This window comes from Leptospira perdikensis (genome assembly GCF_004769575.1).
Taxonomy (GTDB): domain Bacteria; phylum Spirochaetota; class Leptospiria; order Leptospirales; family Leptospiraceae; genus Leptospira_A; species Leptospira_A perdikensis.
Map to the genome: position 1 here is coordinate 566371 of NZ_RQGA01000003.1, position 15313 is coordinate 581683.

At 40.3% G+C, this 15313-nt stretch carries 15 protein-coding genes and 3 tRNA genes; 10 read left to right on the forward strand and 8 right to left on the reverse strand.

Annotated features, from left to right (window positions below; all coding sequences use genetic code 11):
• Window positions 1-7: 7 nt before the first annotated feature.
• Both EHQ49_RS04000 and EHQ49_RS04005 read right to left on the reverse strand, forming a co-directional pair.
• Window positions 8-1378 carry an APC family permease gene (locus EHQ49_RS04000; RefSeq protein ID WP_135576573.1) on the reverse strand — a complete coding sequence of 457 codons (1371 nt, stop codon included), beginning with the start codon at window positions 1376-1378 and terminating at the stop codon, window positions 8-10.
• The gene (locus tag EHQ49_RS04005; protein WP_135576575.1) at window positions 1379-1897 is read right to left on the reverse strand and encodes an LIC10415 family protein; all 519 of its coding nucleotides are present in this window, start codon (window positions 1895-1897) and stop codon (window positions 1379-1381) included.
• A gap of 173 nt (window positions 1898-2070) precedes the next feature.
• Between EHQ49_RS04005 and sppA the strand changes: the two genes are divergently transcribed.
• The 7 genes from sppA to EHQ49_RS04040 all read left to right on the forward strand — a co-directional run bounded on the left by sppA (window position 2071) and on the right by EHQ49_RS04040 (window position 5371).
• Window positions 2071-3036, forward strand: a complete 966-nt coding sequence (gene sppA / locus EHQ49_RS04010) for a signal peptide peptidase SppA (RefSeq protein WP_135576577.1) — start codon at window positions 2071-2073, stop codon at window positions 3034-3036.
• A complete protein-coding gene (locus EHQ49_RS04015; protein WP_135576579.1) occupies window positions 3033-3641 on the forward strand; it encodes a hypothetical protein in 609 nt (202 codons plus the stop codon). The genes sppA and EHQ49_RS04015 overlap by 4 nt, the downstream gene beginning before the upstream one ends.
• The gene (gene surE / locus EHQ49_RS04020) at window positions 3642-4382 is read left to right on the forward strand and encodes a 5'/3'-nucleotidase SurE (protein ID WP_135576581.1); all 741 of its coding nucleotides are present in this window, start codon (window positions 3642-3644) and stop codon (window positions 4380-4382) included.
• A gap of 5 nt (window positions 4383-4387) precedes the next feature.
• Window positions 4388-5059: a tetratricopeptide repeat protein gene (locus tag EHQ49_RS04025; RefSeq protein ID WP_135576583.1), complete on the forward strand. Its 672-nt coding sequence runs from the start codon at window positions 4388-4390 to the stop codon at window positions 5057-5059.
• A 59-nt stretch (window positions 5060-5118) separates the two neighbouring features.
• Window positions 5119-5190 (forward strand) — tRNA-Pro (locus EHQ49_RS04030).
• A gap of 17 nt (window positions 5191-5207) precedes the next feature.
• A tRNA-Arg gene (locus EHQ49_RS04035) sits at window positions 5208-5281 on the forward strand.
• An 18-nt stretch (window positions 5282-5299) separates the two neighbouring features.
• Window positions 5300-5371 (forward strand) — tRNA-His (locus tag EHQ49_RS04040).
• Between the two features lie 607 nt (window positions 5372-5978).
• Here EHQ49_RS04040 and EHQ49_RS04045 read toward each other — a convergent pair.
• Complete coding sequence (locus EHQ49_RS04045; protein ID WP_135576585.1) at window positions 5979-6566, reverse strand: DJ-1/PfpI family protein; 588 nt, start codon at window positions 6564-6566, stop codon at window positions 5979-5981.
• A gap of 105 nt (window positions 6567-6671) precedes the next feature.
• On the opposite strand from EHQ49_RS04045, the gene EHQ49_RS04050 reads away from it, so the two are divergent.
• Entirely contained in the window at window positions 6672-6968 is a 297-nt protein-coding gene (locus EHQ49_RS04050) for a DUF805 domain-containing protein (RefSeq protein ID WP_135576587.1), read from the forward strand.
• A gap of 170 nt (window positions 6969-7138) precedes the next feature.
• Here the strand turns inward: EHQ49_RS04050 and EHQ49_RS04055 are convergent, their stop codons facing one another.
• Window positions 7139-8032, reverse strand: a complete 894-nt coding sequence (locus tag EHQ49_RS04055) for a hypothetical protein (RefSeq protein ID WP_135576589.1) — start codon at window positions 8030-8032, stop codon at window positions 7139-7141.
• 71 nt (window positions 8033-8103) lie between these two features.
• Window positions 8104-9195 (reverse strand): tyrosine-type recombinase/integrase, encoded by a 1092-nt coding sequence (locus tag EHQ49_RS04060; protein ID WP_135576591.1) that lies wholly within the window; start codon window positions 9193-9195, stop codon window positions 8104-8106.
• Window positions 9196-9460: 265 nt separating this feature from the next.
• Between EHQ49_RS04060 and EHQ49_RS04065 the strand changes: the two genes are divergently transcribed.
• Window positions 9461-9676, forward strand: a complete 216-nt coding sequence (locus EHQ49_RS04065; RefSeq protein ID WP_135576593.1) for a hypothetical protein — start codon at window positions 9461-9463, stop codon at window positions 9674-9676.
• 186 nt (window positions 9677-9862) lie between these two features.
• On the opposite strand, the gene nadB is transcribed toward EHQ49_RS04065, so the two are convergent.
• Together nadB and EHQ49_RS04075 are read right to left on the reverse strand one after the other, a co-directional pair.
• Window positions 9863-11464, reverse strand: a complete 1602-nt coding sequence (nadB, locus tag EHQ49_RS04070; protein WP_135576595.1) for an L-aspartate oxidase — start codon at window positions 11462-11464, stop codon at window positions 9863-9865.
• A 52-nt stretch (window positions 11465-11516) separates the two neighbouring features.
• Window positions 11517-13355, reverse strand: a complete 1839-nt coding sequence (locus EHQ49_RS04075) for a S41 family peptidase (RefSeq protein WP_135576597.1) — start codon at window positions 13353-13355, stop codon at window positions 11517-11519.
• 112 nt (window positions 13356-13467) lie between these two features.
• Here EHQ49_RS04075 and EHQ49_RS04080 point away from each other — a divergent pair, with 112 nt between their 5' ends.
• A complete protein-coding gene (locus tag EHQ49_RS04080) occupies window positions 13468-14472 on the forward strand; it encodes a tetratricopeptide repeat protein (RefSeq protein ID WP_135576599.1) in 1005 nt (334 codons plus the stop codon).
• Here EHQ49_RS04080 and EHQ49_RS04085 read toward each other — a convergent pair.
• Window positions 14441-15220, reverse strand: a complete 780-nt coding sequence (locus EHQ49_RS04085) for a pyridoxine 5'-phosphate synthase (protein ID WP_208732154.1) — start codon at window positions 15218-15220, stop codon at window positions 14441-14443. The two genes, EHQ49_RS04080 and EHQ49_RS04085, sit on opposite strands and share 32 nt — an antisense overlap.
• Window positions 15221-15313 lie beyond the last annotated feature (93 nt).

Sequence of the window (15313 nt, forward strand, 5' to 3'; positions counted from 1 at the left end):
ATTAGAGTTATTTTTTCACTTTGGCCATTCTTTTATCCAACCGGAATCCGTAATATACAGGCAGGGCAATGAGTGTGATCATAAGTCCCCATCCTGCGGTTACCGGTTTTTCAATAAAGAGGATCGTCATCACTGCCACATTTGCTAAAATATAAAGTATGATAGGTAAAGGATAAAAAGGAATTTTGTAATCTGATTTCATTCCCATCCTTTCAAATCGAAAGGGTGTAGCGGCCGTTAGGCAGGAAAGAATAAGGATGGAACAAGTGATCATATAGAGAAGGGCTTCAATTTCTTTTACAAACAAAAAGAGGATGGCCACAAAAGCCTGAAAGAAGATAGAAACATAAGGACTATGCCATTTGGGATGGATTTTGGAAAAAGATGGTATAAACACGCCGTCTCTGGCCATCGCAAAATACACCCGGCTTCCTCCAATCAGAATCGCCGACATTGATCCTAATATCACCCAAGCAATGAAACTAGTAGTAAGGATAGAATAGTTCTCTCCAAATAACTTTTGAAAGGCGATGGCCCCAATTCCATCTTGGCCTGCCAGATCTTCAATAGGAGCAGAAATCACAAAAAGTAAGTTGATGACAAAATACAAACCTGCGACAAGAAAACAAGCCGAGATGGCCGAACGAACAATCGTTTTCTCGGGGTTCTTTACTTCTTCTGCAATATAAGTAATCATATTCCAACCTAAATAGGAAAAGGAAACCGGAACAATCCCAATCAAAATCTTAGAATAAAAAGAAAGTTCGGTAATATTTGGAAAAGGAGAGTTCCATAAATAGGACCAGTTAGTATTTCCGATAGTAAAACCCAATGCCAAAAAGAGAAGGAGCCCTGTGATTTTTAGAACAGCAAATACATTTTGTACTCGGACCGCAGACTTAATCCCAAAGTAATTGAGACCACTAAAAAATACAATGGGCAAAACTCCAATAAAGGTGATGGAGCTAATTTGTAAATCTAACCCGAGTAAGGTGAATGTAGGAGATTCCCAAACTGGAAGTCCTGGAAATAAAATTTGTACGTACTTACCAAAAGCAAGTGCGAGTACAGAAACACAGGCAGAAAAATTTGTGAGTAGTGATGACCAACCACTCATAAAAGCAATGGCAGGTGAGTAAGCAACTTTTAGATAAACATAATCTCCCCCGGCAAAGGGAAGAAGGCGTGCGGCATACGCATAAGTAATAGAACCAGAAAGAGCGAGGAGTCCGCCGACAAGCCAACAAAGTAGGACAATCCAAAGATTTCCCGTTTCTTTGATCAAATAACCAGAGGTGAAAAAAATTCCCGATCCCACCATGGAGGAGAATAGGACGGATATGGAATCAAAAGTATTGAGGGAACGTTTTAATTCCAATTAACCGCCGAGGAGTCTTTTTACCATAGTTTCAGAAATTGGTTTCATGGAAGCAGTTGATACAGTTCCAATTTTACCTTTGAATTCTTCGGGACTTAACATCATTCCAAGAGAAAAGATGTTTTCTCCTTCCACTTCTTTTTTTTTGAGTTCTGCAAGTAGGTTTGAGATATTCCCTTTGCTATTTTCTAAAATTTCAGGTTTGGTTATCTTACTATCGCCTAACTCTGGGAATAGTGGTTCACCTTCAAAAAGAAGTTCTTTGAGTTTGTCTTCTTCTTGTGTGGAATCTTCCAAAAGACCAATCCGAGATTGTTCCTTAGAAAGTTGTTTTTGCAGTTCCGTGAGCCGTGATTGGATATTGTGATATTGAACAGGAAGGCTGACAACGAAGTCGGATTTTTCATCTGACTTTTGTACGGTGGATCCTGTCTTTCCAGAAGTGACATCTTTAGTGTCTTTTTTGTCCTGGACTAATTTTTCTGCTGAGTTGAGGAGACGATTGAGACGAACATCCATGTCCTACCTTCCTTGGTAAAGGCCTTATGTCTCGGCGGTGCCTGGACATAAATCCTATGACTACCTGTCTAATTTTCGGTTAGCCTGTACAAGGAAAATAAACTTTTTCTAAAAAAAGTAAAGAATTATTAAAGTTGACTCGGGTTTTTGCAAGGTTTTGCTTGTGGGAGTTTATGGAAAGAAACCAATTTCTTCTCTTTCTCTCCTTTTTGTTCTCCACAATTGCCACAATTCTTGGAATTGCCATCTTGGTATCTGGATCGAGCCTCGCCCGTTTTTCTAGTGGGACCGGAGGATCTCTCTTCCAGGCCAGTGAAATTGGAGCCGTCGTCATACCCATCGTAGGTGAAATCCACTCCGGTGAGTCTACTTTTGATTCTACAGGAGCGGATACCGTTTTACGCCAATTACGCGAACTAGAAGAGGACGGAAATGTCAAAGGGATCCTTCTTGAGATCAATTCTCCCGGTGGGACCGTAGCCGCATCTCAGGAAATTTTTAATGAACTCCTTCATTTACGTAAAACCAAGAAGATTGTCGTGAGTATGAAAGATGTAGCTGCCTCCGGTGGTTATTATATTGCAGCAGCTTCCGACTATATCTTTGCACAAAACGGAACGATCACTGGTTCCATTGGAGTTATTTCTTTTGCCCCCAACGTAAAAGGCCTTCTCGACCGTTATGGGGTGGGAGTTCGCACCTATAAAGCAGGAAAATACAAAGATATGTATTCGCCGTTTCGCGACTCCACCAATGAAGAAGATGATATGATCGCAAAACAGTTACAAGACACCTATCGCAAGTTTGTGGAAGATGTTGCTAAAGGGCGAAACAAAACCGTTAAGTCCATTGAAGAGTTAGCCGAGGGTAAAATTTATTCTGGTGAAGATGCATTTCGTAACAAACTAGTGGATGACATTGGAGGGAGAAGGGAAGCTCACAAAAAACTTTCTGAACTTTGCCAATACGATGGGCTGATTCCGCTTTTTGAACAGGAGATTTCTCCTTTTGATCGATTTTTACAATCATTGGGTGTAACGTTTTTTGGAGACAATTCTCATGTGTCTAAAATTCGTTCCCTCATCCAATCACAGGTTCTTGTCATTTTACCGACGGCTCTTGGAAAACTGATGTTATGAGAGATTTTTTCTTCGACTTAGTTGATGTATTAGAATTGGTATTTTTGGATCCACTTCGATATTCGGAAGAGATCCAAGAAATCCCATTTGCGGCAAGCCCAGCATCTAGTTGGTTGTTTTCGATACTTGCCGCCTTGTCTCTGTCAGTGGGAATGAGTATTCTTTCTGCACCTTATACTATTTCCACCATATCCTTTTTAGTTTTTGGTTTTATTGCCAATTTGTTTATGTTTCGATTTTTTCCTTTTTTTTATTCTTTAGTGGCTGATTACTATGTCCAAAAAAAAGGAAGATCGCAAAAACTTTTGTTTTTACTGCTGTTTGCAAGACATTCTGTCGTTTTATTTTTGTTATTTGCTCCAGTGAGTATTGTTTTTCACGCATTGGGTCTTTCTGGTCTTGGATCTGGATTCTTTTTGCTTTTAACTTTTGTTTTGTTATATTGTTTGGCACTTTCTCGTGGGCTTAAATCTATTTATGAATTAAGAAGTCGTGATTCGTTGAGGTTTTCTTTTTACGCTCTTGGACTAACGATTTTATTTCCTTTTCTTATGAATTTATATACAGCAACTAGTATATTCCAATCGATTTCAGGCGGTTTTTAGTTGAATTTACTCATTACAAATGACGACGGAATTTCTTCCGCCGGAATTAAAGCATTAGAACGTGTCCTTGGAAAATCTTATAACACCTATCTCATCGCTCCTTTAAAAGAACGTTCTGTCACTTCCATGGCACTCACTGTATTCCAAGGGATGCGCGTGGAAAGAATCAATGATAATCACTACATTGCTGATGGATTTCCTGCGGATTGTGTGAACATCGGTTTGTATGCTGAGATTTTTCCTAAAATTGACTTTGTGATCTCTGGTATCAACCGGGGAGTGAATATGGGTTATGATGTCCATTATTCTGGAACTGTGGGCGCTGCTAAACATGGAGCTCTCCATGGAATTCCATCACTTGCTGTCAGTTCTGGCCGTATTGACCCAGAAGATGGATACGAAAAAGAAGCAGAGTTGGTTTTATCTTTCCTCTCAAAATACAAATCACAAATCCAATCGGGTGAAGTTTGGAATCTCAATTTTCCTCCAGAGATTTCTGGGTCTGGTACATTAAACGAAATCGTATTTACGAGACTTGGCCGTCGTCGTTATTCAGAAAAGTATGAGAAAAAACAGATCATCGAAGGTGTGAGCGAATTTCAATTAAATGGAAGTTTACTTGGGCATGATGAAGAAACTGGAACAGACTTTGAAGCCTATTACCAAGGAAAACTTCCGGTTACACCCATTCAACTGGATCTAACAGAGATAAGACGGCTTTCGGAATTACAATCTAAGTAGAAACAATGGCAGAAGAGACAGACTACCTCGGTTACATGAATAAAGGCAATTATGCCATGGCACTCAATCTTTTGGATCAGGCCTTACTTCAAAATCCAGAAGATCCCGTTCTTTTGTACAATTTTGCTTTGTGTTGTTTTCAGACCAAAAACTTCAAAAAATCCATTCAGGTTTTGGATCGTATCCTCAGCGAATACCCGGGATTCATTGAACTCGATAATGTTTACCGTTTGAAAGTATTTGCTCTTGTGGAACTAAAGGATTGGGAAACAGCGGAGTCCATTATCAAAGAACGTTTGCAGGTCGCCGTGGATGATCCGAAACTGCTCTCTTTTTTGGCTCATGTTTATGAATACACTCATCGGCTGGAAGAAGCAATCGATATCCATAGAAGGATTCTAAGGCACACACCTGATTACAAAAATAGTTTGAACTCGCTTGGTTATCTTCTGGCTCTAAAGAAAAAAACGAATACAGAAGAACGTTCCGAAGCCATCAGGTCTCTGAAAAAAGCACTGGAACTGGACCCAAACAATCCCGCCTACTTGGATTCTTTTGGATACTTTCTACAAACCATAGGCAAACCGGAAGAAGCATGGAAGGCCTACCGTAAGGCCCTACAAAAGAATCCAAACCATCCTGTTCTCTTAGAAAGACTCAAGAACCTAAAGAAATAAATCTCCCTTTTGTTGACACAGTCCTTCTTCCAAAAACACTGGTGATTCAAGGACTTTCTCGGGATGTAGCGCAGTGGTAGCGCATCTGTTTTGGGTACAGAGGGTCGCAGGTTCAAATCCTGTCATCCCGAATCAGTTGGTTCTATCTGACCCGGTAGCTCAGCTGGATAGAGCAACTGCCTTCTAAGCAGTTGGTCGGGGGTTCGAATCCCTCTCGGGTCGAAGATTGTTCTCGAAATGGTGGATGTAGTTCAGCGGTAGAGCCCTGGTTTGTGGTACCAGTCGTCGCGGGTTCGAATCCCGTCATCCACCCACTTAAATCGCCCTCGGCGATTCAAATTCCAAACAAACTTATATTAGAAACCAAATGATTGGGATTCGAACGATTTTGCGATAGAGTTCGAGTAGGATAAACATGCAAGACACCTTGCATGTTTTCCGTTAAGCGAGAACGACCGAGCACAGGAAGTGCGAGGGCTCGCAAAAGACGGCCTGGAGCGAGTTCGACCTGGATGGGAGAACCGTGTAAGGCGAAATCCCGTCATCCACCCACGTAAATTTCCCCCTTCAGCGAAAATATTTTCTAAGAAATGGCACGGGCGCCTTGCGTTCGCCTGGCCCTCCATGGCCAGAGCTCCCGCTCGCATCCATCCGTGGATGCTGTGCGGCGCCCGTGCCATTTCTCAGAAAGAACTAGATTTCATTGGGGAAATGGGTACAAGTAAAAAGTTTACTTAAGACTAAAGCGTATTGGAATTCGAACGATTTTTTAGTGATCTATAGAGATTTAGACGAGGAATAGAATCTTTCGGTAAACGAGAGAGTGAAACCTAATAAACAATACTAATTCGTTTTTCACAATGCGAAAACAATGATGTATTAGTAAAAAATAAAAATCGATTAATATTATATACCTTTTTCAATCCGGACTCCAATCGTATTCCATACGTTTTGCGGTTTGCGTTGCTACTTCCAAACCAAACAGTTTCTTAAGAAGATAAAAACTCAAATGGATACCGGAGGAAATTCCTCCCGATGTTAGAATTTTTCCATTATCCGTATATCTAACATTTTCTTTTACATTTAACAGTGGGTAGTTGTTTTTAAGAGTTTCAATATCCATCCAATGAGTGGTGACTTCTAAGTGATCTAAAAACCCAATTTCTGCTAATAGAAAAGCACCTGTACAGATGGAGGCTAAATGCTTAACTTTTAAGTAATTCGCTTTGATCCAACTAAGAGTTGTTTGATTTTTTATCTCTAACTCTTCGGCACCGTAACCTCCAGGAACGATCAGAACGTCCATAGTGGGACAATTTGTGTAGTTAAAGTTAGGTAAAACCATCAAACCATTTCTTGCTTTAACAGGAGAAAGGTTCTCTGCAATTAGAAATACCTGGCATAGTTTTTTACGATCGTTAGATTCTGCGATTGAAAAAACTTCAAAAGGTCCAGCAAAGTCCATCACTTCTACTTCTGGAAATACGAGGATACCTACTTGTAACATTACCTCAATTCTCCTTTTTTTACTTTACAATATAAATAATTAATTTCTAATTTGCCTCGTTTGTAACGAAACAAATTTACGAATAAACTGGAAGGTAAAAACGATATGTCATTCCAAGATGCGATCAAAGTATGTTTACAAAAGTACGCTGATTTTAGCGGTAATGCGAAACGACCAGAGTTCTGGTGGTGGGTTGTTGCCTGTATCATCATTAGTGCTGCAATTAGTGTAGTTCTTCCTTTTTTAGCAGGAGTTTTTTCATTAGCTGTGCTTTTGCCAAGTTTGAGTGTGGGAGCACGTCGATTGCACGATACAGGAAAAAGTGGATGGTGGCAATTGATTGGTCTGACGGGAATTGGAATCCTTGTGCTTATTTTTTTCTGGGCACAAAAAGGAAAATAAACAAGTCCAAGATTTCCATTCTGTATTCTTTAGGCGTTAGGGAGACGAAGGGCTTGGTCACCTGCCATCGTTAGATGGCTGGTGACGGGAGCGTAAGCGCACCCCGGAGTGGCCCGACCCTTTTTCTTTCAAATTGAAAAAAATAAATAAGATTGGGAACGCACTTATTTCTATTTTTCTTTTTCCAAAATGGTAAGATAAATTTCGCGTAGTTGTTTGGAAACTTTGCCATTTTTGTTTGCAAAGGTAAACATAGTGGAGTTAGACGGGGTAGAAATCATTCTGGTGATTTCTGTGGAGGCAGGCCAACCATTACAACCTTCATGTGACCATTCATAAATGATTTCTTTCGGTGATTCCGTGATGGTATTAAAAACTAAGGAGGGGCAGTTTTCGGAAAGTCCGTCTTTGACAGCGTTGATAAACGATTCTCGATTGGATGTGCCAATGGTTTTTAAAATGTTCAATCGATAGATTTCCGTCCAAGTTTCTATTTTTGTCCCTTCCGGTATCATTTCGATTAATATCTGTTCGTCGTTTTCACCAGAATTGCCTACATACCAACGCCTTCCATCTAAGTTACGGAGAAAAGGAACTTTAACGATATCCTTTTTGATGTTTAGGTTTTTTTCCATAAAGAGCCGTAAGGTTTCTTTACTTTTTTCTGAAAAATTGATAGGGACATTCAGAACTTTTTTTTCACCTTTTTTGTTTGTGATTTCGAATGTAAAAAAGAGGCTTGTGTTCCCAAATTCATAAATCCATTGATAATCTTTTTCACTTAGAGGTTGGCTTGATAATGAAAGAGTTCCTTGGTTTATCTTGGAGGTTTCTGAAATTTGTTTTGTTTTTTGTGATCCTTTGACTTCATAACCTTGGATACTTTCTAAATGATCCACTTTTACATCTGCGATAAAATTCCATCGGATGGAAGATTCATCTAATACAGGACCTAAACTTTTGGATTGGATCCACTCGTTATCTAACTCGGGTTTGAGTTGGGCAAAAACACTGTTAGTGGATAAAACTAGGATGAATAGAGATAGAAATATACGTTGTTTCATTGTTATGTTTTAATTGAATCTAACTAAGATCAGAATGGAACGAAATATAATGAGTGTTTGGATTACGTCAACTACTTGTTTTGGGAAATACGATCTAGCGGACTTGCGATGTTTTCTAATCGGCTACGTGCTACCTTTGTATAAATTTGAGTGGTCCGGACACTGGAATGTCCGAGTAATGTTTGGATCATCCGTAAATCGGTTCCCAACTCTAACAAATGAGTAGCGAAGGCATGTCGCAAACTATGAAAGCTGACTTTCTTTTGGATTTTTGCTTTTTTTGCTGCACTGGAGAATATATTTTCTGCCGTGCGGATGTGTAGGGGACGATTTTTGACACCTGGAAATAACCAAGGATTCACTCGGACTTCGTTATCACTTTGTCGGAGAAGTAAATTGTATTCTCTTACTTTCAAATATTCTTTTAGTTCTTCAAGAAGTGTTTTGGCAAGTACAGTGTATCTATCTTTTTTTCCTTTGCCTTGTTGGACTCGGATCATATTTCTTTTTAAATCGATATCTGAAATTTTTAAGTGAATCACTTCACTGACACGAAGACCAGAAGAGTAACTGATAAGAAGTAACATTTTATGTTTTCTGTTGGGAAGGGCATTGAAGATGGCTCTTATTTCTTCAGCCGATAAAACCTCTGGAAGCCTTGATCCCATCTTCATCCTTGGAAATTTTAAATGAGTGAATTGTTTTCGTACTTCGCGGAAATAAAAAACAAAAGCTTGTCTTGAGGATTGAATACTTGCGGCTTTTGCGCCGCGATGTACAGTTAGGTGGTCAAGATAATTTTCTAAATCATTCATTCGAATGTTTACCGGAAGTTTTTCGGTAAAGGTCAGCAATTGAATCAAGTGAGAATAATATGTTTTGACTGTCCAAAAGGAGAAGTTTCGATCCCTTGTTGCTTTGAAAAAATCTTCCAAAATCCCACATTGTTTCGGGATTTCTTTGGGAAGAATTCGAATGTCATGTGTTTCAAATTCGTTTAATATTTGTTTTATGATCATTGGTTCGTTTGGATAAGACCAAGAACGATCCAGTGCATCGTAATAACCTTTCGGTATGGATTTCGCAATCAAAAAGAGCTGTTTCGAATAACCAAATTGTAAATGGAAACGGTTGTTTTTGTTGGAATAACGTAATTTGAGCACACGACACCTAACCTTAGATTGGTAAGTTGATTAGGTGTGGTTTTTGTTATTTGGTTCCTCAATTTTAGGAGTGAGGTTTTTGGGGAGGGGGGGGGGTTGTGAATCTAATCTCCCCACCCTGATTTAGGGAGGGGAACTAGACCCGCCGCCCAATGCTTACCTTCTATCACATATGCACCAGATCCGAAATCCAAATCGTAATACTCCTGTTTTTTTTCTTGGAAAGTTCACATTCCTGCTTAACCTTATCTTATTAAGGAGACTTATGAACCTAATTACTTTGGGAATCGGAGTATTTTTTATCCTCTATGGAACTACGACTTACATCCTACGCCTTTACAAACCAGGATTTTTTTGGAAACTAGAACCGATGAAACAAAAATGGGGCGAAAAACGCGGATACTTCATCCACGTCTTTAGTTATTCGATCCTTCCCATCATTTTTGGCATAGTTTATACCATTCTTGGGTTCAAGGGCTAATGAGTGTTTGGTGGATTTGACAAGGTCCCTTGGTTTAAAATAAGTCAAACTTAAGTTATGTGGGCGCCTCCAAATTGGTTTTGGATTTGTATTTGATTCTAAAAAGGACCGGGCCCTCCGCTGCAATCTTTCTCTTACGAGAAAGGATTTCCGCTAGGGTCCCTGGCGTTTGACTTTTGTTTGTGATCAGAGTTTGTGAGAAAGAATGGTATCTTGTCTCGACGGTGTTCTGTCTTCCGGATAGTCCGTACTAAAATGAAGGCCACGACTTTCTTTTCGGAGGAGTGCAGAACGAACTATGAGTTCTGCCACTTTTACCAAGTTACGAAGTTCGAGGAGTCCCAGTGACACAGTCGTACGATTATAATAGTCTTTCACTTCTTCAGAAATTAGTTTCAAGCGGCGAAGTGCTCTTTCTAGTCGCATATCGGAGCGAACAATACCCACATAATTACTCATAATGGTTCGAATTTCCACCAAATCGTGAGAAATTAGGACCCACTCTTCCGTGTTTGTCGTTCCTTCTTTGTTCCAATCGGGAATGAGATCCGTTTCTGCGGAATAATGGAGTTTACCCTGATCACGGATATCTCCAGCGATTCGGTGTGAAAATACAAGGCATTCCAGTAGGCTATTCGATGCCAATCGGTTACCACCATGAACTCCCGTGCAAGTGGTTTCCCCGCACGCATATAAGTCGGCAATATTAGTCCTTCCGAGAAGATCCGTCGCCACACCACCGCACATATAATGGGCTGCTGGCACAACAGGGATCGGATCAGTTGTGATATCAATTCCTAATTTTTTACAACGTTCGTAAATTGATGGGAAGTGGTTGATGATATCGTTTGCAGGTCTATGAGTGATATCGAGAAGGACATGAGGTTCTCCTCTTTTTTTCATCGTATCATCGATGGCGCGAGCTACAATGTCACGTGGTGCTAATTCACCCATATCGTGGTAGTCCTTCATAAAAGGTCTACCACCTATCTCCCGTAAGATGCCGCCGTGGCCTCGAACAGCTTCTGAAATTAAAAAACTATTTCCTTGTTCATGAAAAAGCGAAGTTGGATGAAATTGATAAAATTCCATATTTTTAACAATCGCACCTGCACGGTAAGCACTCGCCACACCATCACCAGTTGCAATATTGGGATTGGTAGTATGCAGATACACCTGTCCTGCACCACCAGTTGCCAAAATTGTTTTTTTAGCGAGAACAGGAAATACCTCTCCTGTTTCTGTATCTACAATATAGGCTCCGTAACACCTTAAAGGAAGATTGTCTTTATCCTTTAAATGGTGTTTGGTGATTAGATCCACACAAGCATGGTTTTCTAAAATTTGGATGTTTTTATTAGCATGTACATGGTCGAGTAACGACTGTTCTACGGCACTCCCTGTTCGATCCAAAGAGTGGATGATCCGATTTTTGCTATGACCACCTTCACGGGCGAGATCCAGTTCCCCTGTTTGATTCCTGGTAAAAGGAACTCCCAAGTCCAGAAGTTCCCGTACACGAGTGGGGCCTTCTTCGACAAGGACCCGCACTGCCTCTAAGTCACAGAGGCCGGCTCCCGATTCTAAAGTGTCTTGGATATGTTCTTCAAACTTATCCTTATCATCAAAAACAGAGGCGATCCCCCCTTGTGCATAATTGGTGTTGGATTCGTAGTCTGCTTTTTTGGTAACCACTACTACAGACCCAAGCGGAGCCAGTTTTAGTGCGGTAAAGAGACCACTCACTCCGCTTCCAATGATCAAAAAATCCGATTTAATTCGTGTCACATGATTTCCAATTATATCTTAAAGCCATATCCTTGTCTTTTGGGACTTCGGATTATTTTGTATTTAACATTCCTTCAATATAATCCAAACTTCTGATAAGCATATAGTCTGGTTTGATGGCATCATTGGCATGTGATTTTAAGAAAGCATCGGCTTTCCCATTTTTCTTTGCATACTCTTTGATGGCATTTACGTTGAACTTGGACTTCACAACACCTTCGTGCGGAATTAATGGAAGGTGGTTCCACATATCTTCTTCACGGTAACGGAAAGGAAAACTAGCATCTGGTTCTTCTGAAACTTCAATGTCAGGAGAAACTCCCACAACTTGGATGGTTTTTCCGGATGGTGAGTAATAACGTGCATTGGTAATTTTGAGTAGGTAATCAGGATTGTTTTCTAAGTTATTTAAACTTTGAACCGTTGCTTTTCCGAAAGTTCTTTCACCTAATAAAATTCCACGTCCATGGTGTTGGATGGCACTTGCTACAATTTCAGAAGCAGAAGCAGATTTGGAATTGATCATCACAACTAAAGGAAGTTTCGTGATATCTTTATTTTTTGCGTATTTTTCTTCATCGCTACGGAATGGAGTTCTTGTGAACACAATCATTCCTTTTTCAACAAACATGTCAGCAATATCAATAGCAAGATCCAAATACCCGCCGGAGTTTCCACGTAAGTCTAAAATAAGAGCCTTCAGTGGTTTACCACTTTCTTTTGCTTCTTGTTCCATCTCTACAACAGCATTTGCAATTTGTGTGTCGATCGGTGCTTCGCCGGGACCTGGTTTTACAAACCCAGTGAGTTTGATATAACCAACCTGTGGGTTTTCTTTTACGATATGATGGGTTACGTTTTTAATCGTAATTTTGTCACGGATCACTTCGATATCTGTTTTTCCCGTATTCCCTTTTCTTGTGATGGTAAGAACAACTTTAGTTGCCTTTGGACCTTTGATTTTTTTTACCACTTTGTCCAGAGATAGGTTTTTGATTACCTTTCCATCCACGGCAACAATGGTATCTCCACTGCGAATCCCAGCGCGGACTGCTGGACTTCCTTCCAATGGATTTTCTACCACAACTTCGCGGCTTCCCCCACCAGAAAGGATGGCTCCAATTCCTTCAAAAGAACCATCGCTGATTTTAGCCATGGATTCTTCCCACATTTCTTTTAAGAATACATTGGAATGTGGATCAAGTGAATTCAGATAGCCATTGGCTGCAGCAAGAAACACTTGTTCCATGCTGAACTCTTTTTTTTCTTCCTCTTCTTCCGGAAGTTCTCCGTCAAGTTCCACAAGTCCTTTGAGTACTGGAGTTTTGTAGGTTTCTAAATTGTCTTGGATATAAGAGATCACTCGATCAAATTCTTTACGAGAAAAGTTAATTTCTTCCCACTTAGAGGCGATTACTGATTTTTTCAGTTTTTCTTTTTCAATGAGTTTTTTGACTTCTGCGTCAGAAAGTTTTCTGTTTTCGTTTTTCTTAAGTTTCTCTTTTTGAATTTTTTCTACAAGAGTGTAATCAGGATCAAATAACACGAATTTGTCGGAAGGAGAAATTTTGAAAGTTTTTCCTGGCCAAAGATCTTCTTTATCATCGTATTTTTCTCTTTCTTTGAAATAACTTTCTGGGTAAATATAGAGTGGGTGAGGCATACTGAGAACGGCAAAAGACGCCGCATCGGTGAAAGCTCGGTTTTTATTGATATTTTTATCAATATAATACTTATCCACAGATTTGACCACGGTTTCGAAGTCTTGGTATGTAAAATTGGTTACACGGTTAGGAGCTTTTTTTGCTTCCGGTTCGCAGGAAATAAATCCCACGGGAAAGGCAAAACTGAGTAGGGTGAAAAAGGAAAGTAGGTAAACAATTCGTTTCAAGGGATCTCTCGTAAAGTGGATAGATTATCCTAAGAATTTCCGATTTTCCAGTCCATGCAACTCAAAAAAAATTGGGACAAATCTAGGACACACGTATATCATAGACGGTGCCATGCGTCCATTCGTTGTCCTGATTTTTGCGCTTTCCCTTGGGTTTTGTACCTCAGAACCTCAAAAGAACCCGACCCGGGATCCGTACAGTTTGGAAACCCTAATCTTTTTGGAAGAGGTACTTCTCGATGTGTGGGAGTCCTCAGAATCGAAGGAAGGGGCAATGTCTCGACTAAGATACGTTTGCCGAACACGGGACACAGACGATGGATATTTATGTTACACATGGGGACTACTCGAATACCACCGCGGTAATTATGCCGAAAGTTATACTGCCTTTAGAAAGGCTCTAGAAAAAAATCCAAACGATAGCCTTTATAAAAATATGTTACGAATTTCTGCGGAAAAGTCTGGAAATTTAGCTGATCTCAAAGCTCATTCTCGAGACGGAGAAGTTTTGGCCATTTTTACAGAAACACAAAAACATTGTAAGGAAGACAAACCTCCAGAGTTTGAATCCTTTCGTTTCCTCGCAGAACATGGGATCCTCACAAAGGACACGATCCGTCGAGGAATCCTTGCCGACTGTTTCCAACGATTGAATTCGGAAGACAAATCTCAAATTCAAAAGGAAATCCGCCTCTCCTCACTTTCTTATAAGGAACGTCTTTATGCGGATCAAATGAAGTCCGATCCATTTTCTCGCATTTGGGACACTGCCAGTTACCACCGGGGAGAAGCGGGAAAGGAAGCTGTGGGTGCCAGTGCCGGGGTGGTGACGGTGAACGCCTCTCTGGGAATGGAAACAGGATCTACCTCTTCAGGAACCATAAGGCCTGGTTCCCCGATTACCGAGGCTTGGAGAAAATTGAAACTTGCTTCGATTTCAGGAAATGAAACCCAAGGTCGAGAAGCCATTCGTAGTTTTTTATCTGAAGTCCAACAAGCCAAACGAAAAGGAAAACTAGAAGGACAGTTAGCCCTTGCCTTAGAAAGAGCAGCCAAGTTACTTTTGGAACAAGACCCTCAGTATTCTAAACTCCGTTCCCTTGCGAAAGAACTTTAAGGTAATCCCTTATTGTAGTTTCCATTCCCACAAGAAGGCTTTGGCTCACCAGTCTGTGACCAATGGAAACTTCTGCTAAATGAGGAAGTTTGGCAAAAAGTTGTAAATTGTTTGTATCCAAATCATGTCCCGCATTCACACCTAACCCTAGTTTGTTGGCTTCGATGGCTGCGGTTTTATAGCTTTTAAAGCTGATTTCCCCTGCTTCCTTTGACTGGTCGTAAGCATAAGCAAAAGGCCCAGTATACAATTCGATCCGATCAGCTCCTAATTTTTTGACCAGAGGATACTGTTCAAAGTTGGTTTCCATAAACAAAGAAACGCGGATTCCTTGTGCATGAATCTTTTGGATCATGGACTTTAAGGTCTGGAACACTGTTTCTTCTTGTAAATTGAAACCATGGTCGGAGGTGATTTCTCCTGGTTTCACAGGAACAAGAGTCGCTTGGTCTGGTTTTGCCGCAAGAACTAGGTCCAAAAATCGTTCGCTTGGTTCGCCTTCGATATTGAATTCTTTTTTCGGAAATCCTTTTTTAGGTAAATTTTCGTTGTAAGATTCTAAAAACTTTTGTATTTCGAATACATCTTGTTTGGTGATATGCCTTTCGTCCTCTCTGGGGTGGATGGTGATGCCATATGCTCCGGCATTTAGAATGATCTCAGAAATTTGAATGACACTAGGAATGGATCCACCACGAGAATTCCGTAGAGTGGCGATCTTGTTGACATTGACACTTAATTGGGTCATAGGAAAAAAAAAACTTTTCATTAAATTTCATCCAGGAGAAAACCGTCCAATTTCAAAAAGGTTGTCCCCGAGAGGGGATTCCCAAAACTGTCA

Coding starts and splice junctions, on each gene's coding strand:
- EHQ49_RS04005 (WP_135576575.1), bottom strand. CDS start 1,897: ATGGATGTTCGTCTCAATCGTCTCCTCAACTCAGCAGAAAAATTAGTC.
- sppA (WP_135576577.1), top strand. CDS start 2,071: ATGGAAAGAAACCAATTTCTTCTCTTTCTCTCCTTTTTGTTCTCCACA.
- EHQ49_RS04015 (WP_135576579.1), top strand. CDS start 3,033: ATGAGAGATTTTTTCTTCGACTTAGTTGATGTATTAGAATTGGTATTT.
- EHQ49_RS04025 (WP_135576583.1), top strand. CDS start 4,388: ATGGCAGAAGAGACAGACTACCTCGGTTACATGAATAAAGGCAATTAT.
- EHQ49_RS04045 (WP_135576585.1), bottom strand. CDS start 6,566: ATGTTACAAGTAGGTATCCTCGTATTTCCAGAAGTAGAAGTGATGGAC.
- EHQ49_RS04050 (WP_135576587.1), top strand. CDS start 6,672: ATGTCATTCCAAGATGCGATCAAAGTATGTTTACAAAAGTACGCTGAT.
- EHQ49_RS04055 (WP_135576589.1), bottom strand. CDS start 8,032: ATGAAACAACGTATATTTCTATCTCTATTCATCCTAGTTTTATCCACT.
- EHQ49_RS04065 (WP_135576593.1), top strand. CDS start 9,461: ATGAACCTAATTACTTTGGGAATCGGAGTATTTTTTATCCTCTATGGA.
- EHQ49_RS04080 (WP_135576599.1), top strand. CDS start 13,468: ATGCGTCCATTCGTTGTCCTGATTTTTGCGCTTTCCCTTGGGTTTTGT.
- EHQ49_RS04085 (WP_208732154.1), bottom strand. CDS start 15,220: ATGACCCAATTAAGTGTCAATGTCAACAAGATCGCCACTCTACGGAAT.